This window comes from Flavobacterium algoriphilum (assembly GCF_048158655.1).
Classification (GTDB): domain Bacteria; phylum Bacteroidota; class Bacteroidia; order Flavobacteriales; family Flavobacteriaceae; genus Flavobacterium; species Flavobacterium algoriphilum.
In genome coordinates this window covers 1-24,566 of sequence record NZ_JBLNKY010000002.1, presented here as the reverse complement: position 1 = coordinate 24,566, position 24,566 = coordinate 1, and the positions used below count along the sequence as shown (strand labels likewise).

Annotated in this window: 18 protein-coding genes and 1 rRNA gene; 12 read left to right on the top strand and 7 right to left on the bottom strand. The window is 33.7% G+C overall.

All coding sequences use genetic code 11. From position 1 onward, the window contains the following. Positions 1-423: 423 nt before the first annotated feature. Positions 424-1,641, top strand: coding sequence for a triple tyrosine motif-containing protein (locus tag ACM55G_RS04885; RefSeq protein WP_416842802.1), 1,218 nt, complete (start codon positions 424-426; stop codon positions 1,639-1,641). Between the two features lie 124 nt (positions 1,642-1,765). After that, positions 1,766-1,897 (top strand): helix-turn-helix transcriptional regulator, encoded by a 132-nt coding sequence (locus ACM55G_RS04880; RefSeq protein ID WP_416842801.1) that lies wholly within the window; start codon positions 1,766-1,768, stop codon positions 1,895-1,897. A 60-nt stretch (positions 1,898-1,957) separates the two neighbouring features. Here the strand turns inward: ACM55G_RS04880 and ACM55G_RS04875 are convergent, their stop codons facing one another. Continuing rightward, positions 1,958-3,241, bottom strand: a complete 1,284-nt coding sequence (locus tag ACM55G_RS04875) for a UDP-N-acetylmuramoyl-tripeptide--D-alanyl-D-alanine ligase (RefSeq protein ID WP_416842800.1) — start codon at positions 3,239-3,241, stop codon at positions 1,958-1,960. 65 nt (positions 3,242-3,306) lie between these two features. After that, a complete protein-coding gene (gene gldJ, locus ACM55G_RS04870) occupies positions 3,307-4,992 on the bottom strand; it encodes a gliding motility lipoprotein GldJ (RefSeq protein WP_416842799.1) in 1,686 nt (561 codons plus the stop codon). A 198-nt stretch (positions 4,993-5,190) separates the two neighbouring features. Here gldJ and porU point away from each other — a divergent pair, with 198 nt between their 5' ends. The 5 genes from porU to ACM55G_RS04845 all read left to right on the top strand — a co-directional run bounded on the left by porU (position 5,191) and on the right by ACM55G_RS04845 (position 13,584). After that, on the top strand, positions 5,191-9,021 hold the full coding sequence (porU, locus tag ACM55G_RS04865; protein WP_416842798.1) for a type IX secretion system sortase PorU: 3,831 nt from the start codon (positions 5,191-5,193) through the stop codon (positions 9,019-9,021). Positions 9,022-9,059: 38 nt separating this feature from the next. Further along, positions 9,060-10,229, top strand: coding sequence for a type IX secretion system outer membrane channel protein PorV (gene porV, locus ACM55G_RS04860; protein ID WP_416842797.1), 1,170 nt, complete (start codon positions 9,060-9,062; stop codon positions 10,227-10,229). A gap of 78 nt (positions 10,230-10,307) precedes the next feature. Next, on the top strand, positions 10,308-10,790 hold the full coding sequence (cdd, locus tag ACM55G_RS04855) for a cytidine deaminase (RefSeq protein ID WP_416842796.1): 483 nt from the start codon (positions 10,308-10,310) through the stop codon (positions 10,788-10,790). A gap of 146 nt (positions 10,791-10,936) precedes the next feature. Beyond that, entirely contained in the window at positions 10,937-11,935 is a 999-nt protein-coding gene (pdhA, locus tag ACM55G_RS04850; protein ID WP_416842795.1) for a pyruvate dehydrogenase (acetyl-transferring) E1 component subunit alpha, read from the top strand. Positions 11,936-11,943: 8 nt separating this feature from the next. Continuing rightward, positions 11,944-13,584 carry a pyruvate dehydrogenase complex dihydrolipoamide acetyltransferase gene (locus ACM55G_RS04845; protein ID WP_416842794.1) on the top strand — a complete coding sequence of 547 codons (1,641 nt, stop codon included), beginning with the start codon at positions 11,944-11,946 and terminating at the stop codon, positions 13,582-13,584. Between the two features lie 55 nt (positions 13,585-13,639). On the opposite strand, the gene ACM55G_RS04840 is transcribed toward ACM55G_RS04845, so the two are convergent. After that, complete coding sequence (locus tag ACM55G_RS04840) at positions 13,640-14,881, bottom strand: glycosyltransferase (RefSeq protein WP_416842793.1); 1,242 nt, start codon at positions 14,879-14,881, stop codon at positions 13,640-13,642. A gap of 111 nt (positions 14,882-14,992) precedes the next feature. Between ACM55G_RS04840 and ACM55G_RS04835 the strand changes: the two genes are divergently transcribed. Beyond that, positions 14,993-15,574, top strand: a complete 582-nt coding sequence (locus ACM55G_RS04835; protein ID WP_416842792.1) for a MiaE family protein — start codon at positions 14,993-14,995, stop codon at positions 15,572-15,574. Positions 15,575-15,655: 81 nt separating this feature from the next. On the opposite strand, the gene ACM55G_RS04830 is transcribed toward ACM55G_RS04835, so the two are convergent. The 3 genes from ACM55G_RS04830 to ACM55G_RS04820 all read right to left on the bottom strand — a co-directional run bounded on the left by ACM55G_RS04830 (position 15,656) and on the right by ACM55G_RS04820 (position 22,573). Beyond that, a complete protein-coding gene (locus ACM55G_RS04830; protein WP_416842791.1) occupies positions 15,656-17,524 on the bottom strand; it encodes an OmpA family protein in 1,869 nt (622 codons plus the stop codon). 18 nt (positions 17,525-17,542) lie between these two features. Then, the gene (locus tag ACM55G_RS04825) at positions 17,543-18,460 is read right to left on the bottom strand and encodes a PorP/SprF family type IX secretion system membrane protein (protein WP_416842790.1); all 918 of its coding nucleotides are present in this window, start codon (positions 18,458-18,460) and stop codon (positions 17,543-17,545) included. A gap of 66 nt (positions 18,461-18,526) precedes the next feature. Further along, positions 18,527-22,573, bottom strand: a complete 4,047-nt coding sequence (locus ACM55G_RS04820) for a T9SS type B sorting domain-containing protein (RefSeq protein ID WP_416842789.1) — start codon at positions 22,571-22,573, stop codon at positions 18,527-18,529. Positions 22,574-23,382: 809 nt separating this feature from the next. Between ACM55G_RS04820 and ACM55G_RS14920 the strand changes: the two genes are divergently transcribed. From ACM55G_RS14920 to ACM55G_RS04805, 4 genes are read left to right on the top strand one after another with little or no spacing between them, the layout of a single operon-like run. Further along, positions 23,383-23,517, top strand: coding sequence for an ISAon1 family transposase N-terminal region protein (locus ACM55G_RS14920; protein ID WP_465245444.1), 135 nt, complete (start codon positions 23,383-23,385; stop codon positions 23,515-23,517). 25 nt (positions 23,518-23,542) lie between these two features. After that, complete coding sequence (locus tag ACM55G_RS04815) at positions 23,543-23,899, top strand: hypothetical protein (protein ID WP_416842788.1); 357 nt, start codon at positions 23,543-23,545, stop codon at positions 23,897-23,899. Continuing rightward, positions 23,878-24,198 (top strand): transposase, encoded by a 321-nt coding sequence (locus tag ACM55G_RS04810; RefSeq protein WP_416842787.1) that lies wholly within the window; start codon positions 23,878-23,880, stop codon positions 24,196-24,198. The genes ACM55G_RS04815 and ACM55G_RS04810 overlap by 22 nt, the downstream gene beginning before the upstream one ends. A 10-nt stretch (positions 24,199-24,208) precedes the next feature. Continuing rightward, positions 24,209-24,373: a hypothetical protein gene (locus ACM55G_RS04805; RefSeq protein ID WP_416842785.1), complete on the top strand. Its 165-nt coding sequence runs from the start codon at positions 24,209-24,211 to the stop codon at positions 24,371-24,373. Between the two features lie 79 nt (positions 24,374-24,452). Here the strand turns inward: ACM55G_RS04805 and rrf are convergent. Then, positions 24,453-24,562 (bottom strand): 5S ribosomal RNA (gene rrf, locus ACM55G_RS04800). Positions 24,563-24,566 lie beyond the last annotated feature (4 nt).

Genomic DNA, 24,566 nt, shown 5'->3' with positions numbered 1-24,566 from the left:
AACTCTCCTTTTACTTATTTGGATTTAGTTACAATATTAGTACAGTTTATGGCACCGCATTACATAAAGGGAATCTTTACGTAGCTACAAACCAGGGTGTTTTTTACCATTCCTGGAATAATTCAATCAAAGAAGATACTTTTAAACTCGTAGAAGGAACTACGGGATAAGCATGGAACATACAGGTGATTGACGACCAGTTATTTTGCTCTCATAACACCGGTGGCCTTTTGATAGCGGACGGAAAAACTATAAAAATACTGGACAACACAGGATACTGGATGTTTAAACAAATCCCCAATCATCCCAATTTATTTAATAGGCTCCAATTACAATGGCTTTTCAGTCTTTGAAAAAACTTCAAGTGGCTGGCAATTTAAAAATAAAATCGAAGGTTTTTCTAAATCATCAGGAGTATTTGAATTGGAAAAAAAAGATATTTGGATAAAAAAAGACAACTTAATCTATAGAATGACATTAGGTGATGATTTAAAGAAGTTTGTATCAATCAGAACATATCAAAATTTATCGAAAACGGTAAAAGCGATTGAAAACATACAACAACTGGAAAACAAAATCTATTTTCAGACAAGCAATCACTTTTATAGGTATTCCTATGAGCAAAATCTTTTTTTTGAAGATAAAAAAATGAGTAATTTATTTGCCAAGATTCCAAAAACAAACACTTTAACTCAAGATAAATATGGAAATATTTGGCGTCTCTTTGGCGAATCTTTAGGCGTCTTTAAGAAAACGAACAAAGGTGATTATAAAAATATTGTAGCCACTTTTTCAAAACTTACCGGTAATATAGTACATAATAATTTGTCTATAAACACAACGGGGCACAACGACACTTTCATTGGTTTAACAGATGGATTAGCGCATTATGCTCCCAATCTCTTAACCCATTACGAAGTAAAACCAAAAGCGTACATAACAGGTTTTTCATTTCCTGGAGACATCTTTATTTTAGGAAACGGTCAAAAAGCATTGGACAATTACAAAATTCCATACACTTCAAATCATGTCAAATTTACTTTTTCATCCCCTTTATACGAAAATCTTGAAAATCTTGAATTTTCATATCAATTAGAAGGTTTTGATAATCAATGGAGCAATTGGTCTACCAATATCTTTAAAGAATACACCAATCTAAAAGAAGGCAATTATACCATGAAGTTAAAAGCCAGAACTAATTATGGCAAACAATCCGAGCAAACAAAATTAAATTTCAGTATTTCTCCTCCTTGGTACAGACATATTTTGGCCTATTTATTTTATATTTTACTTATAGTAGCATCAGTAGTTTTTATTCGAAAACGAATAAAAACGAAAATACGAAAAAACAAATACTATGAAACTATTGAACAAAGAAGACTTTATTTAGAGAAAGAATCAAAAATCAGACAGGAACAATACGACCTTGAAAAGGAAATAGAAAAATTAAAAAACGATAAGCTTAAAATTAAAATTTCAGCAAAAGACAAGGAACTCGTTAATAATTCTTTTCAAGTAGTTAAGAAAAATAAAATCCTAAACGGAATCATCTATAAACTAAAAAATATTAATGTAGAGTCCTTTGATGAATCAACCAAATTCCAATTTACAAAACTAAACAAAAGAAGTAAATGCTTATAAAAGCTGGAAGGATTTAGAAAAACACATCCAGAACGTTCATTTTGATTTCCTTAAAAGATTGAAATAAAATTATCCAACGATTTCTCCAAGGGAATTGGATTTATCTACTTATTTATTGATGAATATGTCTACAAAAGAAATTGCCGAAATCATGAATATTTCAAATGGAGGTGTTGAATTAGCCCGTTATCGGTTAAGAAAAAAATTAGAACTCAATAAAAAAGAAAATCTCATCGGATTTTTAATGAATATTTAATTGGCCCAAAAAAGCCATCATGAATCAGATGATCGCTTTTAAATTATAAAATTGAGTTCCCTACAAAAAATCCAAAGTGCGCTCTAAAGCCATTCCTCTGGAGCCTTTTATCAATAGTGCGCTATTTTCAATTTTGGTTTCTTTTAAATGACTTGCAAAAACCTCAAATGTCTCATAAAAACGAAAATTGTCGTTATCAATTCTATTATTATAAAATGATTTACCAATAAAGTAACAAATTACATTTTCTTCATTAGAAAGCATTGTTAGAATTGCTCTATGCTCTTGTTCACTCTCCTGACCTAACTCAAACATATCCCCTAATATCATAATCTTATTTGGATTATCCAATTGTATAAAATTAGCAATAGCAACGCTCATACTGCTAGGATTAGCGTTATAGGCATCTAGGATAATTTGGTTTGTCCCTTTCGTCAATAGTTGTGACCTATTGTTTTCCGGAATATAACTTTCTAAAGCTTCTTTAATTGTATTATCCTCAACTTCAAAATATTTTCCTATAGCAAGTGCTGCATTAATATTATTGGCGTTGTACAATCCAATTAAATGAGATACAATTGTAATATTATTATAATTGATTTCAACAAATGGATTTGCTTTTACACTCGTTATATTCACATTTGCACCATCTTTATTTACACCAAAAGTAAATGATTTTAATTTTTTTGCTTTTTCAACCTGAATTGGATCTTCTAGATTTACAAAAGCAAGTTTGTTATTTTCCAAAAGATAGTGATACATCTCACTTTTCCCTTCAATAACCCCCGCTATTCCGCCAAAACCCTCCAAATGTGCTTTGCCAAAATTAGTGATATAACCATAATCCGGTTTGGCTAATTTACAAAGAAATTCTATTTCTTTTTTATGATTAGCGCCCATTTCTACAATACCAATTTCAGTTTCTGAGTTAAAAGAAAGCAAAGTCAACGGCACTCCAATATGGTTATTTAAATTTCCAATTGTTGCTTTAGTCTTATACTTTTTTGAAAGAACAACATTAATTAGCTCTTTTGTCGTTGTCTTCCCATTGCTACCGGTTAGAGCAATTATAGGCAATTTTAAATACGCTCTATGAAACTTTGCTAGTTCTTGCAAAGCGAATAAACTGTCTTCAACCAAAATAGTTCTTTGATCAATAAAATATTCTCTATTATCAATAATAACATAGGAAGCCCCTTTTTCTAAAGCTTCTACAGCAAATGTATTGGCATCAAAACGGTCCCCTTTTATAGCCACAAATAATGAATTTGGTTCAATTTTACGAGTATCTATTGAAACTGATTTACATTTTAAAAACAAACTATGAATGTAATTGATATCCATCTAAAAACGATTTAAAAAATAAAAGCCCTAATCAAAGGGCTTTTATTTACAATTTAATATTAAAATTAATTTCGTGCTGATTTTCTCTTATCTGCTTTAGCACCAACTCTCGACATAGCACATCTAAATCCAATGTAATCAGTTGCCATATCTTGAGGAAAATACCTTCTTTGCGCTGGATCTAACCAGTACGCTCTATCTCTCCAAGATCCCCCTTTGTAAACTCTTACCTCATCATTTATCAATGTAGTTCTCTTGTTTGATTTATCGTACTTCCTTACCATTTTACCTAAACTGTCTGTGGTGACATTATGTTTAGGAGAATTGTACATGATTTTCTCTTCTTTTTGTTTTTCACTTTCCGACTCAGAAGAACCAAAATTATAATATCTTGTAGATTGTTTGTCCCCATCTCTATAATTGATATTATCACTTTTATCAAAATTTTGTCTCAAATAAGTTTCTTGTTCATCAACTGGAACTTGAGCAATTTGACCTGGAAAATTTCTGGCAATTATTCTTCCATTGCTTAATGTATCATATTTCATGTTGGCCGCAGTAACGATTTCTACTTTACCATCAGCTCCAATTTTATTTTTAGTGTACTGATTCCCTCTAAAATAATTGAAATCATTTGATTCATTATCAATAATTGGTCTGTAAACATCTTGTACCCACTCGGCTACATTTCCAGCCATATCATACAATCCAAAATCATTCGCCGGATAACTTTTTACAGCGTTTGTAATATCAGCTCCGTCATCAGACCAACCCGCTATACCACCATAATCTCCATTACCTTGTTTGAAATTGGCCAATTGATCCCCTTTACTTTGTCTTTTTCCAGAACGAGTATAGCTACCTGACCAAGGATATTTTTTTTGTCCTTTGTAAATATTGTATTCTCTTTGCCCAACATCAGCTGCGGCTGCATATTCCCATTCTGCTTCAGTAGGAAGTCTATATTCTGGAAGTATAATCCCAGAAGAACGTTGTGCATATACATTTTTTTGCTCTGTAACCTTACCGTCTTTTCCAGCTTTTGGTGCTTTTTTACCACCTTTACCGCCTTTTAAAACAATTTCCTCATTCCCACCATAAGTTGATGTAGGACTATTCAAATACGTTTCAGTACTAAAAGAACTTTCTGCAGTTACATCTTGCGTTTTTGCATTTTTCTTAAGATATCCATTTTTTTCTAAAATTGCTTCATTTACACGATCAGTTCTCCATTTACTAAATTCAACTGCCTGAATCCAATTCACCCCCACAACAGGGTAATTTGCATATGATGGATGTCTCAAATAATTATTCGTCATTGTTTCATTATAACCCAATCTATTTCTCCAAACCAAAGTATCTGGAGATGCACCTTCATAAATATTTTTGTAATTTTCTTCCGTTGGCGGAAAGACACTTTTTAACCAATCTAAATATTCTAAGTACATAAAATTTGTAACTTCAGTCTCATCCATATAAAAGGACTGAACATGCTGCTGTGTTGGAGTATTGTTCCAATCATGCATCACGTCATCCTCAACTTTACCCATTGTAAAAGTCCCGCCTTCTACAAAAACAAGACCTGGCCCAGCTATTTGCTTTTTCGCTCCCGAAGCTTTTTTACCGTCTACATTCCAGCCAGTGGCTCTAGATGCATTTTTTGAGCTAGACTTTTTGCTACAACTCGCTAAACCCACAATCAATATCATAGATAGCATCAATCGTAAGGTCATAATTTTGTTTAGTTTCATACTCTTTAGTAAGGGATAATTTAGGTGCCGCAATATAAATAATTAACCATTACCCTGCAACATCCTTTTTTTAATAAATTTTATCAGAAAACAATACAATAAAAACGCAAATTTATAATATTTATTATTTACTATCATACTAAATGATTTATTTTTACTCATTAATAATATTTACCTATCTATCCCGTTAAAAAAATAATGAAAAAAATACTCCTAGTCTATTTATGCTTAATTTCTTTTGTCTCTTTTGCTCAAATTAAAGGCGATGTGACTATTGAATGGCTAGAAAAAACGGAAATGTCTTTTGGTCATTTCAAAATAAATATTCCTCAATTTTCCGGGAATAGCTATTATTATGACGTTTCAAAAAAAGAACTATTTTACACCCTTAACCTATCCGAATCAGCTACATTTAATGAAAATGATCTTCAAATCACCAATGTACTCTACGAATCGATTCCAACTTCTGAACTTGGTGAATTGACTTTAGAAAACATACCAAACACCCCAAATGCCTCATTAAAAATTACAAATTCCAGAGATTTAAGACACGCTTTTCTTTTCTTATCACCAATCGTAAAAGATGGCTTTGGATACAAACGAATCAAATCATTTTCTTATAATATAAAAAACAGTTCTTCTAGGATTTCAGAATCCAATAAAAAAACAAATGTAGTTTCTAATTCTATTTTGGCTTCTGGAGATTGGTATCGATTTTATATCGAAAAATCTGGTGTTTATAAAATATCCAAAAGTTTTCTGCAGCAATTAGGGCTCAACACTAGCAACATCAATCCAAAAAAAATAAAAATTTACGGTAACGGCGGTAAAATGTTGCCATTATCCAATAGCATTTATTACCCTCAAGATTTAACCGAAAATCCTATTCAAATTATTGGAGAAAGTGACGGTGTTTTTGACAATGACGATTCTATTTTATTTTATGCCGAAGGACTGGATACTTGGAACGAAGAAAGCCGAACCTTCATCAATCTATATGACACGAAATCCTATTATTACATCACCGTTCAAGGAGATGACGGAAAAAGAATTCCAGAAATGACGCAACCCAGCGGAAACAGCTCCTTACTATTAAATGCCTATGACGCCCATCAATACCATGAATTAGATCTTGTAAATATTGCACATCTTGGCCGCCAATGGTTTGGCGAATCCTTTGACATCAATCAGGAACAGGAGTTTGAATTTAATTTTCCAAACTATGATGCAACAACACCAATAAAAATCATGGCAACAACTGCTTCTGCTGCTTTTACGCCAACTTCATTCAAAATAGCAGCAAATGGACAAGAGGTTGGCACCATCCCATTCCCCTCTTTGAATACTAATTCAGACACGGAATTCAACTTAGGCTCTTTACCCAACAACATCTCTTTTAGCGGTTCTAAAAATGTAAAAATAAAACTAACCTACAACAATAACGGCGTTCCAGGCTCCAAAGGATATTTGGATAATATTCGGCTTATCGCCAAAAGAAAACTTCAGGGTTACGGAAAGCAATTTGCGTTTCAATACGACTTATCAACTTCTAGCTTTGGTATTGTTAGCTATTCCTTTTCTAATGCAACTGGCATTACTCAAATTTGGGATGTAACCGATTTATATAACGTCACTAAAGTTGAAAATTCAAATCAAAGCGCTTTTTCTTTTAAAGCAAATCTGGGCGAACTCAGAAAATATATCGCTATTGATCCGGCAGACTATTTTACCCCTTTAAAAGACAGTAAACCAAAAATTGCTAATCAAAACTTAAAAGGAACACTTTTCAAAAACGCTCAAGGCCAATTTCAAGATATTGATTACGTAATTATAGCTCCGAGTTTTTTAAAAGTGCAAGCTGAAAAATTAGCCAGTTTTCATCGCACAAATTCTAATCTGAATGTAAAAGTAATTTCACTTGAATCTATTTACCAAGAGTTCTCATCCGGAAAACAGGATATTTCCGCCATAAGAAATTGCGTAAAATACATCTATGAAAACGCATCAATAGCTACCAAAAGAATAAAATATGTAAACCTTTTTGGCGATGCGTCTTATGATTTTAAAAATAGAATCCCCAACAACACGAATATTGTCCCTATCTATCATTCCTTAAAAAGCAACACAACAGGTGAAGCTTCCTTTGCTTCGGATGATTTTTATGGATTAATGGACGCTAATGAAGGGAATATCATATCTTATTTTGGAGGAATCGACATTGCAGTGGGAAGGATGCTGGTAAATGACACCAAACAAGCTGATGAAATGGTCAATAAAGTCATCGAATACAATGATTTAAAATCATATGGAAGCTGGAGAAATAATTTTGTCTTAATTTCCGACGATTCAGATACGTCAACTGACGCCAGCCTACAAACCCGACAAAATAATTTAGCGGATGTTATTGCCAGCGAAAAGCCATTTTTGAATGTCAATAAAATAATATTGGATTCTTACGTCCAAGAAGCTTCCGCGGGAGGTTTTAGATATCCAAAGGTGAGAACTGATTTTTTTAATGCTTTCGAAAAAGGAGCTTTGGTATTTAATTATTTGGGACATGGCGGAGAAGATGGTTTATCAAGCGAACGTATTTGGGAAAAATCAGATGGCCAAAACTTAAGCAATCAATACAAATACCCATTATTCATAACCATCACTTGTGAGTTCTCCCGTTTTGACAATCCTTCTAGACCAACAGCCGGAGAATACACCTATTGGAATCCGAAAGGCGGAGCTATTGCAATGATTACAACCACAAGAGCAATAGGTCAGTATAATGCTGAAAATTTCAATGATATTCTTTCAAAAAATCTACTATCCTTTGGATCTAACGAATATACTTCTATTGCCGAAGCACTGCGAATCTCAAAGAACAGCAATCCAAACTCTGCCACTAATATAGTTTTTTATATTGGAGATCCTGCCTTAATGTTAGCAATACCTAAACCAAAAATAAATCTTATTAAAGTAAATGACATTTCAGTTTCTCTGCCGATAGAAGATTTCAAATCATTAGCCAAGATTAAATTGTCCGGAGAAATTACGGATGAAAACAATAATTTGATTCCAAACTATAATGGTGAAGTATCCACCACTATATTTGACAAAATTATTTCAAGAACAACACTTAACAACGATGGAAACAGCGCTCCTATAAATTTCAATGTTTTGGGCGAAACTATTTTTAGAGGGAATGCATCCGTTACCAATGGTAAATTTGAGTTTAGCTTTGTTGTCCCAAGAGATATTAGAATCCCGCTAGCCAATGGAAGAATCAGTTTTTATGCTAAAAAAAATCAACTATTAGAAAACCAAACAGGCTATAATACTCTTATAAAAGTAGGAGGAATTAATGAAAATGCCGTTGCGGACAATATTAGTCCAAGAGTTAAGTTATATATGAATGACGAAACTTTTGTTTCGGGAGGCACAACTAATGAATCGCCTTTCCTACTTGCTTTTCTTGAAGATGAAAATGGTATAAATACAGCCAGTGGAATTGGTCATGACATTGTTGCAATTTTAGACGGCGATGTGAATAATCCTTACATTCTAAACGATTATTACCAAACAAAATTAGACGATTACACAAATGGAACACTTCGGTTTCCGCTGCGTAATTTATCAGTAGGATTACATACTATTACATTTAAAGCTTGGGACGTTTATAACAATCCCATAATTACCGAAATTCAGTTTATAGTAGTTGGTAACGACACTTTAACGTTAACACATGTATTAAACTACCCCAACCCATTTGTCAATTACACTGAGTTTTGGTTTACCCATAACAGGCCTTACGAAGCATTAGACGTTCAGGTTCAAGTTATGACAATAACCGGTAAAGTAGTTTGGACGAAAAACCAAATTGTTTTAACCGAAGGATTTTTATCAAAAGAAATCACTTGGGATGGAAAAGATGATTTTGGAAGTAAAATTGGGAAAGGAGTTTATATTTATAAACTCACGGTTAAATCAAACTTAACAAATAAAAAAACTGAAAAGTTTGAGAAACTTGTAATACTTTAATATTATACTATATTTGTTTAATCAATATTCTTACAATAATGAAAAAAATTACGTCGGTTTTTATCTGTTTATTTATTATTTCACTTGCCAAGGCGCAAGAGAGAGTTATAACTACAGGAGTTCCGTTTTTATTAGTATCTGCTGATGCGAGAGCTGCAGGTATGGCTGACATAGGGGTTGCATCATCCGCAGATGCTTTTTCACAACAATGGAACCCAGCTAAATATGCGTTTGCAATAGACAAACAAGGTTTCTCTGTGAGTTACACTCCTTATCTAACTGATTTGGTAAATGACATTTCATTGGGACAATTAACCTATTACAACAAACTTAATGAACGAAGTGCATTTGCAGCGAGTTTACGCTATTTTGGTTTAGGCGAAATTGAATTACGCGAAACAGGGAATGTTGATGAAGTACCAAGAATAGTTTCTCCAAATGAATTTGCATTTGACGGCTCTTATTCCTTAAAATTAAGCGAACGATTTTCAATGGCAGTTGCCGGACGCTATATACGCTCCAGCCTAAAAGTAGCAACGGATAATGGCGATGCATCACCCGCAAGTTCATTTGCGGTGGATATAGCAGGATTCTATCAATCAGAAGAAATCGCTTACACCGACTTTAACGGGAGATGGAGAGCGGGATTTAATATTCAAAATTTAGGACCAAAAATAAGTTATGATAATGATGAATTTAGCAACAATTTTCTACCTGCAAATTTAAAAATAGGAACTGGATTTGATTTCATATTAGATGATTTTAATAAAGTAGCTTTAAATCTAGAATTCAATAAATTATTAGTACCAACTCCACAAAACCCAGATTTAAATGGAGACGGTACGGTAACCACCGAAGAAAGAGCACAAAATCAACAAGATTATCGCTCTATAGGATGGGTTTCAGGAGTATTTAAATCATTTGGGGACGCTCCTGATGGGTTCAGTGAAGAATTAAAAGAATTTACTTATGCCGCAGGTGCAGAATATTTATACCAAGATTCATTTGCGATGCGTTTGGGATATTTCCACGAAAGTCCAGCAAAAGGAGCCAGACAGTTTTTCTCTCTTGGAGCAGGATTTAAATATACAATTGTAAAAGTAGATGTATCCTATTTATTTTCCGCATCGAAAGTAAAAAACCCTTTAGAAAATACGCTCAGATTTTCGCTTACATTTAATTTTGGCGATAAATATGACGAATATTAATTAATACTATTTTTAAATATAAACTATAAATCCAAATTTCATATCGTTGAAATTTGGATTTTTTTTCCTGTAAAAAGAATGAAAGAAATTACTATTACGACACAATTTAACGTTTTTGATTCGACTGAGGATTTGCCAATTGACATCTTAACTTTAATGGAACAAGCGATAGCCATCAGAAAAAAAGCGTACGCTCCTTATTCTCAATTTAGAGTCGGCGTCGCAATTCTTTTAGACAATGGAAAGATTGTATTGGGCTCAAACCAAGAAAATGCAGCGTATCCCTCTGGCCTTTGTGCTGAACGTGTTGCAATTTTTCATGCTGGAGCTATTTATCCTGAAGCAAAAATTTTAAAGATGGCCATAAGTGCTGCTTCTGACACAAACAAAACAATAACGCCTATACCTCCTTGTGGCTCTTGCAGGCAATCAATCGCAGAATATGAAATTAAACAGGAGACCCCTATTGAAATCTATTTTATGGGAGAAGTTGGTGCCATTTATAAATCATCATCCCTAAAAAATTTACTCCCTTTTATGTTTGACAAAAAGTTCTTGTAAAAAAAAGCCAAAAACTAGCTTATAAATTTTACTTCTTAGTCGGAATGTCTTATTTTTGCGATTCGCAAATTTGTCAGAGAAAACCATTTTGCGTTATAGGTACCAATTGACAACACAATAACACTTTAGCAAAAGAATTAATTCAGATGAAAGAAGTTACAAAAGAAGTTTATTTAAAGTGGTATGAAGACATGCTGCTTTGGAGAAAGTTTGAGGACAAACTTGCAGCATTATACATACAACAAAAAGTTAGAGGATTTCTACACTTATATAATGGTCAAGAAGCCGTTTTGGCAGGTGCTTTACACGCCATGGACTTGACAAAAGACAAAATGATTACCGCTTACAGAAATCACGTTCAACCAATAGGAATGGGTGTAGATCCAAGACGCGTAATGGCTGAGCTAATGGGAAAGGTTACAGGAACATCCAAAGGAATGGGTGGTTCTATGCACATTTTCTCAAAAGAACACCGTTTTTATGGTGGTCACGGAATTGTAGGTGGACAAATTCCTGTAGGTGCCGGATTGGCATTTGGAGATAAATACAACGGTACTGGCGGTGTTACTATGACCTATTTTGGTGATGGTGCTGCACGTCAAGGTTCTTTGCACGAAGCCTTTAACATGGCTATGTTATGGAAACTTCCAGTAGTTTTCATCGTTGAAAACAACGGTTACGCTATGGGAACTTCTGTAGAAAGAACTGCAAACCATACTGATATTTGGAAACTAGGTTTAGGATACGAAATGCCTTGCGGACCAGTTGATGGAATGAATCCTGTAAAAGTTGCTGAAGCAATGACTGAAGCTATTGACAGAGCACGTCGTGGTGACGGTCCAACTTTCCTTGAAATGAAAACATACCGTTACAGAGGACACTCCATGTCTGATGCACAGTTATACCGTTCAAAAGAAGAAGTAGAAGAATATAAAAAAATAGATCCAATTACACAAGTTTTAGATGTAATTAAAGATCAAAAATATGCTACCGAAGAAGAAATCGAAGTAATTGACCAAAGAGTTAAAAGTTTAGTGGAAGAATGCGTAAAATTCGCAGAAGAATCTCCTTATCCTGAAATTCAACAATTATACGACGTCGTATACGATCAAGAAAACTATCCATTTTTACCTCATAAACTATAAAATCAATTATGGCAACAATAATAACAATGCCTCGTTTGAGCGATACAATGACGGAAGGAACGGTAGCGGCCTGGCTAAAAAAAGTAGGTGATAAAATCGTTGAAGGTGATATCCTTGCAGAAATTGAAACTGATAAAGCAACAATGGAATTTGAGTCTTTCAATGAAGGAACTCTTTTATATATTGGTATCCCAGAAGGAGAAACTGCACCTGTAGATTCTCTCCTAGCAATCATAGGAAATGAAGGTGAAGATGTTTCAGCTTTAATAGCTGGAAAAGCCGCTCCTGCAACTGAAGAAGCTAAACCTGCAGCTACAGAAACTGCAACTGCTACCGAAGTTAAAAAAGAAGAAACAACTACAGCACCTGCAACTCCCGCTTCTTTACCACAAGGAGTAATCGTAGTTACTATGCCTCGTTTGAGCGATACAATGACCGAAGGTACCGTAGCTACTTGGTTGAAAAAAGTAGGTGAAAAAATTACCGAAGGTGATATTCTAGCTGAAATCGAAACGGATAAAGCAACAATGGAATTTGAATCTTTCAACGAAGGAACTTTATTATACATCGGAATTCAAGAAGGAAATACGGCACCTGTTGACAGTCTTTTAGCCATCATTGGACCTGAAGGAACTGACATTAGCGGTATTGCTGAAAATTATAAAACTGGAGGAGCTCCACAAGCTGCTGCAACAGAAGAGGCAAAATCAGCACCAGCTGAAAAAACAGCAGAGCCAATTGCACAAGAAGCATCAACTGATGGACAACGAATTTTAGCATCTCCATTGGCAAAGAAAATTGCAAGTGACAAAGGAATTCAATTGTCCCAAGTGAAAGGTTCAGGTGAAAACGGTCGTATCGTAAAAAGCGATATTGAAAACTTCACACCTAAAACTGCTGCTGCAACTGCTGCACCAGCCAAAACAGAAACTGTTGCTGCAGCAAAACCGTTTGTTCCAGCAGGAGAAGTTTTTACAGAAGAAATCAAGAATTCGCAAATGCGAAAAATCATTGCTAAACGTTTAGCAGAATCTTTATTTACAGCTCCACATTACAACTTAGTAATAGAGGTAACTATGGATGAAGCAATGAAATCAAGAGTTATCATTAACAGCGTTCCTGATACAAAAGTATCATTTAACGATATGGTGATAAAAGCCTGTGCATTAGCACTGAAAAAACATCCGAAAATAAATTCTCAGTGGAAAGAAGATGTTATCATCATCAACCATCACGTGAATATTGGAGTTGCCGTAGCTGTTGAAGACGGACTAGTAGTCCCAGTATTACGATTTACAGATGCCATGAGTTTATCTCAAATTGGCGGAAACGTAAGAGATCTTGCAGGAAGAGCTAAAAACAAAAAATTATTACCTACAGAAATGGAAGGAAGTACTTTTACAGTTTCTAATCTTGGAATGTTTGGTATTACAGAGTTCAACTCAATCATAAACCAGCCTAACTCTGCAATCCTTTCAGTAGGAGCTATTGTAGAAAAACCAGTGGTGAAAAATGGACAGATTGTAGTAGGAAATACAATGATGTTATCTTTAGCTTGCGATCACAGGACAATAGATGGTGCTACAGGAGCTCAATTTTTACAAACGTTGAAACAATTTATAGAAAATCCAGTTACGATGCTTGCCTAATAACTTGATCTTTAAAATACATATCCCGTCTTGTTTAAAAACTTGACGGGATTTTTTATTTATTCTTTGCTTCAATCCATAGGGACATATATTTTGTGCTTTTTAAAGTATGATGTTGCAACATCGACCCTATAAAGTTATTTAACCGATGTTTTTGCAAATCGGCTTGCAATATCATCACTACTTTTACAAAATCATCCTCGAATAATCCTCTCAAATACCGTTGATTGATAATTGTGATTCCGTTTTGTTGGGCTTTAATCCAAATATTTTTGTCTTGATACAATTGTACTGCCTTATCTGTAAAATCAGTTATATCATCGGTAACAAAACCATTCCAAGGTAAATCACCGTGCATTGATTCACCACCAATATTTGTCGTAACACTTGGTGTTCCGCACTGCATCGCTTCCAATAATTTCCCTTTTATTCCGGCACCAAAACGTAAAGGAGCCAAGACAACTCGTGCATTTTTCACAACTTCACGAGCGTCATTCGCACGACCCTTAATGAAAAAGCCTTCTTTGACATTATGTAATTGCACTACTTTTTGCGACGGATATGCTCCGTAAATATGCAAAACAGCTTCCGGTAATAGTTTTCTAATCAAAGGCCAAATCGTCTCTTTTAAGTACTGAACGGCATTCCAATTAGGTTCATGAAGAAAATTTCCGATAAAAATAAAGTTTTTTCGTTCTTCAAATGAGGGTAATTTTAGCATTTCAATACTATTAATGGGCTCCAATAAGAAAGGTAAATAGTAGAATAACCCTTTATCGATTTTAAATACAGATTCCAACAATTCTATTTCAAACTCCGAAATCATCAGAGAAAGATCACTTCGTAAAATACTTGCGACCTCTCGTTTTGCAACGTCTTCAAGAAACAAATCAGTTGCATTAAAAGACCGTTTTTCCTTGAATGCTTTTTGTCGTGCTAAACGTAAACAATGTAAATCCTCTGTATCTAACAGTCGTAATGCATTTGGACAATTTTCGGCAACACGCCAGCCAAATTGTTCTTCCATCATAAACCGATCAAATAAAACAATCTCAGGGTTCAGTTCTTTTATAAAAACATCAAAACTATAATTATTTAGATCAATTGATTTTTTATCAACCCCCAAACTTTCTAAATCGACCATAAAATCACTGTCTTGAGCTGGACTAGCAAACGTAATATTAAAACCTTGCCTTTTAAAAAGCGAAATTAATTGGATCATCCTTCCTCCTGCTGCTGACGAATTGGGCTCTGGCCAAACAAAACCAATAATTAAAAGTTTTTGAACTTGATTCATATTTACATAAAATTATATTTGCAAAATAATGCTATTTTGGTCGCAATCCCATCATTTCGAATAAAAATCAGTAAGAAAACACTAATTTTGCTCTAAATAAATTCCAATAAAATGTTAGGATTAAAATTAGCCACAGACCCACGTTGGGTAAATATAGTCGAATCAAATATTGAAGAAATTTTGACTGATCACGCTTGGTGCGAACAAAAAGCAGCATCAAACGCAATAAGTTTAGTTACTTACAATTCAGAATTAGAGGAATTAGTCACCGAAATGTTGATTATTGCTAAAGAAGAATTAGACCATTTACAATTGGTTCATAATTTAATAAAAAGCAAAGGCTTAACTTTAGGTCGAGAGAGAAAAGACCATTATGTAAATGAACTTTTCAAATTCATGAAAAAAGATGGAAGTCGAAGAGATGCCCTTTGTGATCGATTGCTATTTTCTGCTATGATTGAAGCCAGAAGTTGTGAACGCTTTAAAGTACTATCCGAAAATATAAAAGATCCCGAACTGGCTACCTTTTATCGAGACCTCATGATTTCAGAAGCTGGTCACTACACTACTTTTCTGGGCTTCGCACGAAAATATGCTGATAATATTGATGTTGATAAACGTTGGGCAGCTTGGATAGAATTTGAAACATCTATCATTACCAATTATGGTAAAAACGAAACTATTCATGGTTAAAAATCTACGGAAATTTCACAACAACAAAAAAAGAGGATATTCACTTGAACATCCTCTTTTTTTGTTATAATTCTAATTATTTTATTTTATAATCATAAACTCTGAGCGTCTGTTTAAAACATGTTCTTCATTAGTACATTTATGCTTACAAAGTACTTTTGGTTGCGACTCTCCAAAGCCTTTTCCTGATATTTTATCCCTATTAATTCCTTTTGAAACAATATATTGGATAGTAGACTTAGCTCTTCTTTCGGAAAGATCTAAATTATATTTATCACTCCCCCTAGAATCAGTATGAGACTTAACATAAATAACCAGCTCATTATTTTGTGACATTATATAAACTAATTTATCCAGTTCTGCAGCTCCTTGTTTGGTTATATGACTTTTATTGTATTCGAAATAAATGGGTTTCAAGATAATTTCTTTTTCCGTTACTGTAACTCCAATTGGATCTATTGCAGCCTCTATACTCAACATTTCTTTTTCGATTTTAGTTACTGGAAATGATTTAGTAACAAATCCATCTTTGTGAACTTCTAAGACATATGGTTTTTGACAATCAATCTCAAATGACACTTCCCCTTTGTTATTAGACATTTTAGTGTCTAAAATATTATTGTTTCCATCCAAAATAATTACTTTAGAATCGACTAAAATAATATTGTTTTTTGCGTTTTTTACTATTGCTTGAATCTGTCCATTACAAACGGGAAGTACGCTATAAATATGATCTATACCAGACCTATTACTGGATAAATATCCTATGTTTTTTTCTTTGTTAAACGTAAAAGCAAAATCATCCTTTTCTGTATTAATTGGCGCCCCCTGGTTATTAGGTGTACCAATTTTATTTAAATCTACAGAAAAAACATCTAAGCCGCCAAATCCCGTTAGACCATTTGAAGAAAAATACAGAACAGCGTCATCTGTTACAAAAGGGAAATTCTCGTCACCAGCAGTATTAATTGCATCACCCATGTTTTCTGGTATCCCAAAACTTCCATCTGAATTTACGGTTACTTTCCATAAGTCAGTTCCTCCAATTGAACCAGGCATATTTGAAGCAAAATAAAGAAATTTTCCATCTTTGTCAATAGATGGATTTCCAGTAGAATAACTTTTACTATTAAATGGAAGCGGTGTAACCGCAGCCCATTTTCCGTTTTCTTTAACTGCTTTAAATAAACTTACCTGACCGTATTTTAATTTTTTGGGTTTATCTTTTTTGAATAACTTCTCATTAAAACTTTCACTTGAAAAATAAATAGTATTTCCATCTTTTGTCATCGTTAAAGGGCCTTCATGAAAAACTGTATTTAATGCTGAAATTGCAGTTGGTTCCGAATAACTTCCATCTCTCTCTTTATAAATCGATTGATAAAGATCTAAAAATGGTTCGTCGTTCCATCCATAAATTTTACCACTTGCATTTCTTGCACTTGCAAAATAGAGGATATTATTGTAAAGTGCTGCTCCAAAATCAGATTTTTTAGAATTAATATTTATTTTTTTTAGTTCAAATAGTTGTACTTTATTCTTCAATCTTGCAAGATAATCGGGATTTTGATTGAATTCCTTAGTTCTTTCATCATTAGGTAATAGAGTCGAAAATATTTTCATTTGCACATCAGATTCTGCATATTTTCCGTTTGACTTAAGCACCTGAGCATATCGATAATACGTTTCGGCATCTTGTTTAAACTTCAAGGTTTCTAAATACCATTTTTCAGCTTCAGCAGTATCAAGCCTATTATAATAACTATCCGCCAAATGTTTATAAACATAAACATCCCCCTTTCCTCTTTCAACTAAAGCTAAATATTCCTTAATCGCTTGAACATATTCGTAACTTTCAAATAATTTATCCGCCTTTTTAGTATCTCTATTTTGCGCTGCTAGTGAAATGCTAACTAAAACAAAAAACAATAGTATAGTATATTTTTTCATTAATTATAAAATTAAATATTAGAAAAATCTTGAGGAACGAGATACTTTTTTAGGAACAAATAAATCATATAACAATATGAATTCATGCGAAGATGGCGACGTCACTTTCAAATCTGAGACAATGTGGTCATAGGCATAACCTATTCTCAATTCGGGTGTAATTGCAAAATTTACCATTCCTCCAAAACTGTCTTCTAATCTATATGTTGCACCCAATTCAAATTTCTCTAAGTACAAAAAGTTTGCAGAAACATCCAAAGAAGGAGAAACATTAAATGCTGATTTCAACATGAAGGAAGGTTTGAATTTCAATTCATAATTGATATCGAATACATATCCCGCAGTTAAAAAATAATGGGATATATCGGAACCATATTCTCTTCCATTATAATCTAAATGCGCCGATTTTAAAATATTGGGTACTGACAAGGACACATAATATTTATCTGTATAATAAAAAGCCCCTGCACCCATATTCAAAGAAGAATCATTGATATCTTCTCCAAATATACCTTCTGAAGGATCCGGCAAACTAGACTGAATTTCCCTAAGTCCGACCTTATGGAATGACACACCTGCCTTTAAACCTAAGGCTAATCTGTGTGTATCATTTAATTTTAATGTGTACGAAAAATCTCCATAAACATTTTGTTCTGTCACCGGTCCTATTTTATCTGAAATGAATGACAAACCAAGACCTACATTATTACCTGCAGGAGTATGCCCTGCAAAAGTAAAAGAAGTCGGAGCATCTTCAATATTTACCCACTGTTTTCTGTATAACAGACCAAAAGAGATATTTTCTTTTGTACCCGCGTAGGCTGGATTAATAACATTCATATTGTACATATATTGAGTATAATGTGAATTTTGTTGCGCTTTCATATCCATTAAGGCAATAAGAACTAGAATAGACGTCAAAAATAATTTGTTCATATCTATGTATTTTTCGGTTTAGCAGTCTATGGAAAATTTCAAAGACTAATAAATATAATTAATTTACTATTTTTCTCTGATTAGATAAATCCAACCTGTTTTTATTTCTCCATTATTAAATTCTATCACATAGTAATAGGTTGCGCTTGGCAACTCATCTCCTTTATCTGTCTGACCCTTCCATTGATCTGTATAATTAGACTGACTATATACCTTAATCCCATACCTATTAAATATCTCTAGTTTTTTAACATCTAATACTCTTAAATCGAAGTAATCATTTGAACCATTGCCATCTGGAGAAATTCCTTTTTGTATATTACAATAAATAGATTCCACTGCCGCAATATTTGTTGTTTCACAACCAGTCGCAGTTGATTTTATAGTCAATGAATACTTTACGGGAAATACTTCTTGTCCAGGTGAAGATACAATTACTTCTGATACATTTAAAATATTAGAATTAGTCCCAACAGGCGCACCTGTACTATCTTTCCATTGATAATCAACATTATTAGAATTATAAGAACCTGCTATTGCACTAGCTGTTAAAACATAATCTTTAGACTCACAGTCTCCTGAAATTTCGAATTGAATTTGTGGAGGAATAGGGTTTATAATTACTTCTGTATTGGCTTTACATAAACCTAAAGTAGCGGTTACTGTATAGTTTCCAGATGGAGCAATTACGCTATTTCCAGAAATTGAAACTCCTAATGATGGACTTACCGAATAAGTATAAGAAACATTATAATTAGTTATTATAAAATTTCCTATTTCACTACTACATGTTGGCTGTATCACACTACTTAATGTTGGCTGAGTAGGAATACTTGGTTGTGCATTTACAGTATTACTTCCTGAAGGAGTTGAAGTACATACCCCTAAACTAGCAGTCACTGTATAATTTCCAAAAGGTGCAGTTACAGTATTTGCTGAAATTATAACACCAACTGACGGACTTGCTGCATAAGTATAAGAGGCATTATAATTAGTTATTGTAAAACTTCCTGTTGCACTACTACATGTTGGTTGTGTAACACTACTTAATGTTGGCTGAGATGGAGTGATCGGTTGTGTATTGATCGTTACACTTGTTGACAACGTACATAAACCTATAGTAGCGGTTACTGTATAGTCACCTCCAAGAGCAGTTACGGTATTTCCAGAAACTGAAACTCCTAATGATGGACTTACCGAATAAGTATAAGAAACATTATAATTAGTTATTGTAAAACTTCCTGTTGCACTACTACAAGTTGGTTGTGTTACACTACTTAATGTTGGCTGAGTAGGAATACTTGGTTGAGCATTTACAGTATTACTTCCTGAAGGAGTTGAAGTACACACCCCTAAACTAGCAGTCAATGTATAATTTCCAAAAGGAGCAGTTACTGTATTCCCTGAAATTGTAACACCTGCTGACGGACTTACTGCATAAGTATATGACGCATTATAATTAGTTATTGTAAAACTTCCTGTTGCAATACTGCATGTTGGGTGTGTTACACTACTTAATGTTGGCTGAGAGGGAGTAATTGGCGGCGCATTTACAGTACTACTTACTGAAGTAGAACTACATACCCCTAAAGTAGCAGTTATGGTATAGGTTCCAAAAGGAGCAGTTACGGTATTTCCTGAAATTGAAACTCCTAATGATGGATTTACCGAATAAGTATAAGAACCGTTATAATTAGTTATTGTAAAACTTCCTGTTGCACTACTACAAGTTGGTTGTGTTACACTACTCAATGCTGGCTGAGATGGAGTAATAGGTTGTGCATTTACAGTATTACTTCCTGAAGGTGTTGAAGTACATGCCCCTAAACTAGCAGTCACTATATAATTTCCAAAAGGAGCAGTTACTGTATTTCCTGAAATTGTAACACCTGCTGACGGACTTGCTGCATAAGTATAAGACGCATTATAATTAGTTATTGAAAAACTTCCTGTTGCATTACTACATGTTGGCTGTGTTACACTACTTAATGTTGGTTGAGATGGAGTAACAGGCTGCGCATTTACAGTATTACTTACTGAAGTAGAACTGCATACCCCTAAAGTAGCAGTTACGGTATAGGTTCCAAAAGGAGCATTTACGGTATTGCCAGAAATTGAAACTCCTAATGATGGATTTACCGAATAAGTATAAGAGCCATTATAATTAGTTATTATAAAACTTCCTGTAGCATTACTACAATTTGGTTGTGTTACACTACTTAATGTTGGCTGAGATGGAGTAATCGGTTGTGCATTTACAGTATTACTTCCTGAAGGTATTGAAGTACATACCCCTAAAATAGCAGTCACTGTATAATTTCCAAAAGGAGCAGTTACTGTATTTCCTGAAATTGTAACACCTGCTGACGGACTTGCTGCATAAGTAAATGAAGCATTATAATTAGTTATTGTAAAACTTCCTGTTGCACTACTACAAGTTGGTTGTGTTACACTACTTAATATTGGCTGAGATGGAGTTATTGGAATCGCATTAATTGTTAAGGCTGACGTTGATGAAGTTACACAAGTATTATCAGTAGTTTTTCTAACATACAAAGTATAATTATCCGGCGCTAAACCTGAAAATACATTAGAATTTTTATAAGCTAAACCATCTATACTATATTCCACTCCTGGTTGTGAATCTATAACTATAGTACCCGATTGTATAGAACATGTAGGCTGAGTAACACTGCCCGTTGGAACAGAAACAAAATTCATCATAACATTTGCCTCGGAATAACAAGGTGTTAATGCAGCTGAAGAAACTACAACTGGATTTGGATCTTTTAAATTATAATCTACTGAACCTATTCCATAATCTAAATTACTAGTTCTTTCTGGACTTAAAAAAGAATTAGTAACTGTTTGGCTACCATCTTCTTTATCATTCATAGTGAATGCAAAAAACTTAATATCCCCGGTTGTATAACCAATGAGTGATTTTAAAACTTCAACTTCAAAACCTAGATTGTAATCATTAATACCAATATTATTTTTATTAACACCCATTATGGATGATGGAAATCCTGTCGCAGCACTTCCTAAATAGGTTTTAATAGAAGTTCCAGTTTTTAATTCTATAACATTTGCATAATAATTAGTCTCTCCTCTATCTGTAGAAATAACTAGACAATAGTCGGCTTGAAAATAGGAATCAAATATACTCGGATTAGTATTAAAAAGATTAAAGGATCTAACTAATGGGTCCAAATCTGCTTCATCGCCATAATTTGACAAACTAAAACCGCCTGGTTTTGTGTCAAGAAACAATAATAAACTTCTATTATTTGAAACTTTACCCGCAACACCAAAAACCAATTTATCCTCCGAAGCACTAATTTTTAATGAGTTAACATACCCATTCGAAGCATTAGCTGACAAGGGTGCTGAAAGAAAATTATCCTCTAAAACTCCAGTCCCCCAAGTCTTTTCAGTAATAACTCCATCCATAACTACCGCATATCTAGTTCTCACTCTTACAACTTGTCCATCAGTTAAAACACTAGTTGTAAAAATTTTGCTTGTTGACATAGCCTGCATTACAACACCGTCAACAGAGAACTCAAATAAATCAGCTCCACCAGAGGCTGTAAAAGTAACAGACGTTCCTAAACACAATGGATTTGTAGTATTATTAGCTGGCGAAGCTGTCAAAGTAACTGCTGGAGGTGCGAAGTATACTGAAGCAACAACTGGTATACGTGTACTAACATCACTTCCAGATCGACTACGCACGTAATATGTTTTAGTTGTAATAATACTTGGACTGTACACAGTACCGATATATATAGGACTTACTGATGTTTGAGATATGAACCACTCAATAGTTTCAGAATTATTATTACCGAAGGCATAAACATTAACTTGTACTGGGTTAATACCATCTCCACAAGTACTACCTGCAGTTGTAGAAGGAGGAGATAAAAGAGCGATTGTTCTTAAAAACTTCGATGTTTTCTTATATTTTTTTATTGTATCTGAAGAAACTATCGTTGTTACTAATTCTAAATTAACATTATAAGAATTCACAACATCAACCAAATTTTTCGCACTTAATTTATTACCCAATAACAAATGAAATAGTAAAAATAAAAGTAATTTATTTTTCATAAAATGAATTTTATTGTTATTAGTTATAAATAAACGATTAATAATTTAAAGATTAAAAGTAAGTATTTATTTCGAAAGAGAGAATTAAAATTTAATGAAACTTTAACTAAATTGCCTACTTTAAACTATTTTTTTTCATGGAAGAATACAATGATAAGATAAATCTGTATAATGTAATTACCTGATTATAAATCAAGCCTAAAGGTTACCGGAAATTATTGTTGATTCCTTCGAATTAACCTCATACAAAAAAGGACAATAACTACTTCTTCTTTATTTAAAAGAGGTCAATTCGATTCCCAAAGAATATCGTCTACACAAATTAAGTTCAAAAGGAATCTTTGATGAGATAACCGTTCAAGATTTCCCAATTTGCGGACATCAGGTATACACGCGCACATCACCAGAAAAAATGCCTTAATGAGGATACTAGACAAGTCGTTTTTAGAGATCTAATTGAACTATTTTGATAACAGAAAGCACAAATGGCTTGACTGAATCTTTCAATGCTAAAATAAAACCTTTTAGATCGCCATTTAGAGGTATAAAGTCTAAAACTTGTGGAGAAAAATTAAAATGTCTATTTATGTATTCAAAAATTATATAGCAATGCAAGATTCATTTGGAGAACTTCTCAAGTTATTGTTACCCGAGATAATAGTGGATACTTTGAACTTAATTCTTGTCAAAAAGGAGAAGAAATACTTCATCTTTATTTAAAAGAGATCAATTCGATTTCAAAAGAATATCGACACTGTAAATTAAGTTCCAAGGGATTCTTTGACGAGATAACCGTTTAGAATTTCCCAATTCGCGGACATCAGGTATACCTACACATCACCCGAAGAAGATGGCTTAATGAGGATACAGGAGAAGTCGTTTTTAAAGATTGGAATTTAGTGTCAGACACAACTCATGTAACACAAGAGTTTGCGTTTTTTTAAAAGAAATTAATAGATTCTAAGCCTAATGATTGCAATGCTATTGCCTCTTTTTATGAAGTTACGGGTAAAAAACTGCAACATCAATACAAAGGATTTATTAAGTGATTTCAAAACTTGGAATCAACTATCGCACGCCAAACAATGGCTTATTTTTCCAAAAAACATAGACAAACGTTTATCGATATATAAAACTTCACTCTCCAATGGTGAACTCTATACTATTGCAACCAATAAAGCAGGCAAACGAAAGAAAAGAACCATAGTTGCCGTTATTACTGGAACTAAAGCTGAACGTGTAATTTCTTTATTGAAGCAATCCCTCTCAAACTGCGCAATCAAGTCACAGAGATTACACTGGACATGGCAGCAAATATGGGATTGATAGCCAAGAAGTGTTTTCCTAATGCGACACAGGTAACCGACCGCTTCCATATTCAAAAATTAGCCTTTCAAGCTTTACAGGAAATCAGAATTAAATACCGTTGGCAAGCAATAGATAAGGAAAATAATACTATAGAAAAAGCTAAAAAAGCCAATAAAAAATATAAATCTACAGTGTTAACTAATGGAGATACTCTTAAGCAATTACTAGCCCGAAGCCGTTATTTTTTATATAAAAAAAATCTAAATGGTCACAACTGCGAAGCACATCACGAAGACAATATTTTAATAAAAATGTGAGTAAAACCAAATGGACCGTGCCGCTTTATTATTTGAATTATATCCTGATATCGAAAAAGTATACGATTTAGCTCAAGATTTGAGAAATATCTTTGAGAAAACAACCGATAAAATTATTGAACTTTCAAGATTCGCCAAATGGCATGAAAAAGTAAATCAATCTGGGTTTAAGTGAACCTATCCACCTTTTTGACAATAAAAGTTATTTTACGCAAAAAAAATCCTCATCAAATAAATGATGAGGATTCTTTAAAGAAAGGCGACGACATACTCTCCCACATAACTGCAGTACCATCTGCGCAGGCGGGCTTAACTACTCTGTTCGGGATGGGAAGAGGTGAGCCCCGCCGCAATAACCACCTTAAGAG

Coding starts and splice junctions, on each gene's coding strand:
- ACM55G_RS04880 (WP_416842801.1), top strand. CDS start 1,766: ATGTCTACAAAAGAAATTGCCGAAATCATGAATATTTCAAATGGAGGT.
- ACM55G_RS04875 (WP_416842800.1), bottom strand. CDS start 3,241: ATGGATATCAATTACATTCATAGTTTGTTTTTAAAATGTAAATCAGTT.
- gldJ (WP_416842799.1), bottom strand. CDS start 4,992: ATGAAACTAAACAAAATTATGACCTTACGATTGATGCTATCTATGATA.
- porU (WP_416842798.1), top strand. CDS start 5,191: ATGAAAAAAATACTCCTAGTCTATTTATGCTTAATTTCTTTTGTCTCT.
- porV (WP_416842797.1), top strand. CDS start 9,060: ATGAAAAAAATTACGTCGGTTTTTATCTGTTTATTTATTATTTCACTT.
- cdd (WP_416842796.1), top strand. CDS start 10,308: ATGAAAGAAATTACTATTACGACACAATTTAACGTTTTTGATTCGACT.
- pdhA (WP_416842795.1), top strand. CDS start 10,937: ATGAAAGAAGTTACAAAAGAAGTTTATTTAAAGTGGTATGAAGACATG.
- ACM55G_RS04845 (WP_416842794.1), top strand. CDS start 11,944: ATGGCAACAATAATAACAATGCCTCGTTTGAGCGATACAATGACGGAA.
- ACM55G_RS04840 (WP_416842793.1), bottom strand. CDS start 14,881: ATGAATCAAGTTCAAAAACTTTTAATTATTGGTTTTGTTTGGCCAGAG.
- ACM55G_RS04835 (WP_416842792.1), top strand. CDS start 14,993: ATGTTAGGATTAAAATTAGCCACAGACCCACGTTGGGTAAATATAGTC.
- ACM55G_RS04830 (WP_416842791.1), bottom strand. CDS start 17,524: ATGAAAAAATATACTATACTATTGTTTTTTGTTTTAGTTAGCATTTCA.
- ACM55G_RS04825 (WP_416842790.1), bottom strand. CDS start 18,460: ATGAACAAATTATTTTTGACGTCTATTCTAGTTCTTATTGCCTTAATG.
- ACM55G_RS04820 (WP_416842789.1), bottom strand. CDS start 22,573: ATGAAAAATAAATTACTTTTATTTTTACTATTTCATTTGTTATTGGGT.
- ACM55G_RS04815 (WP_416842788.1), top strand. CDS start 23,543: ATGATTGCAATGCTATTGCCTCTTTTTATGAAGTTACGGGTAAAAAAC.
- ACM55G_RS04810 (WP_416842787.1), top strand. CDS start 23,878: ATGGCAGCAAATATGGGATTGATAGCCAAGAAGTGTTTTCCTAATGCG.
- ACM55G_RS04805 (WP_416842785.1), top strand. CDS start 24,209: ATGGACCGTGCCGCTTTATTATTTGAATTATATCCTGATATCGAAAAA.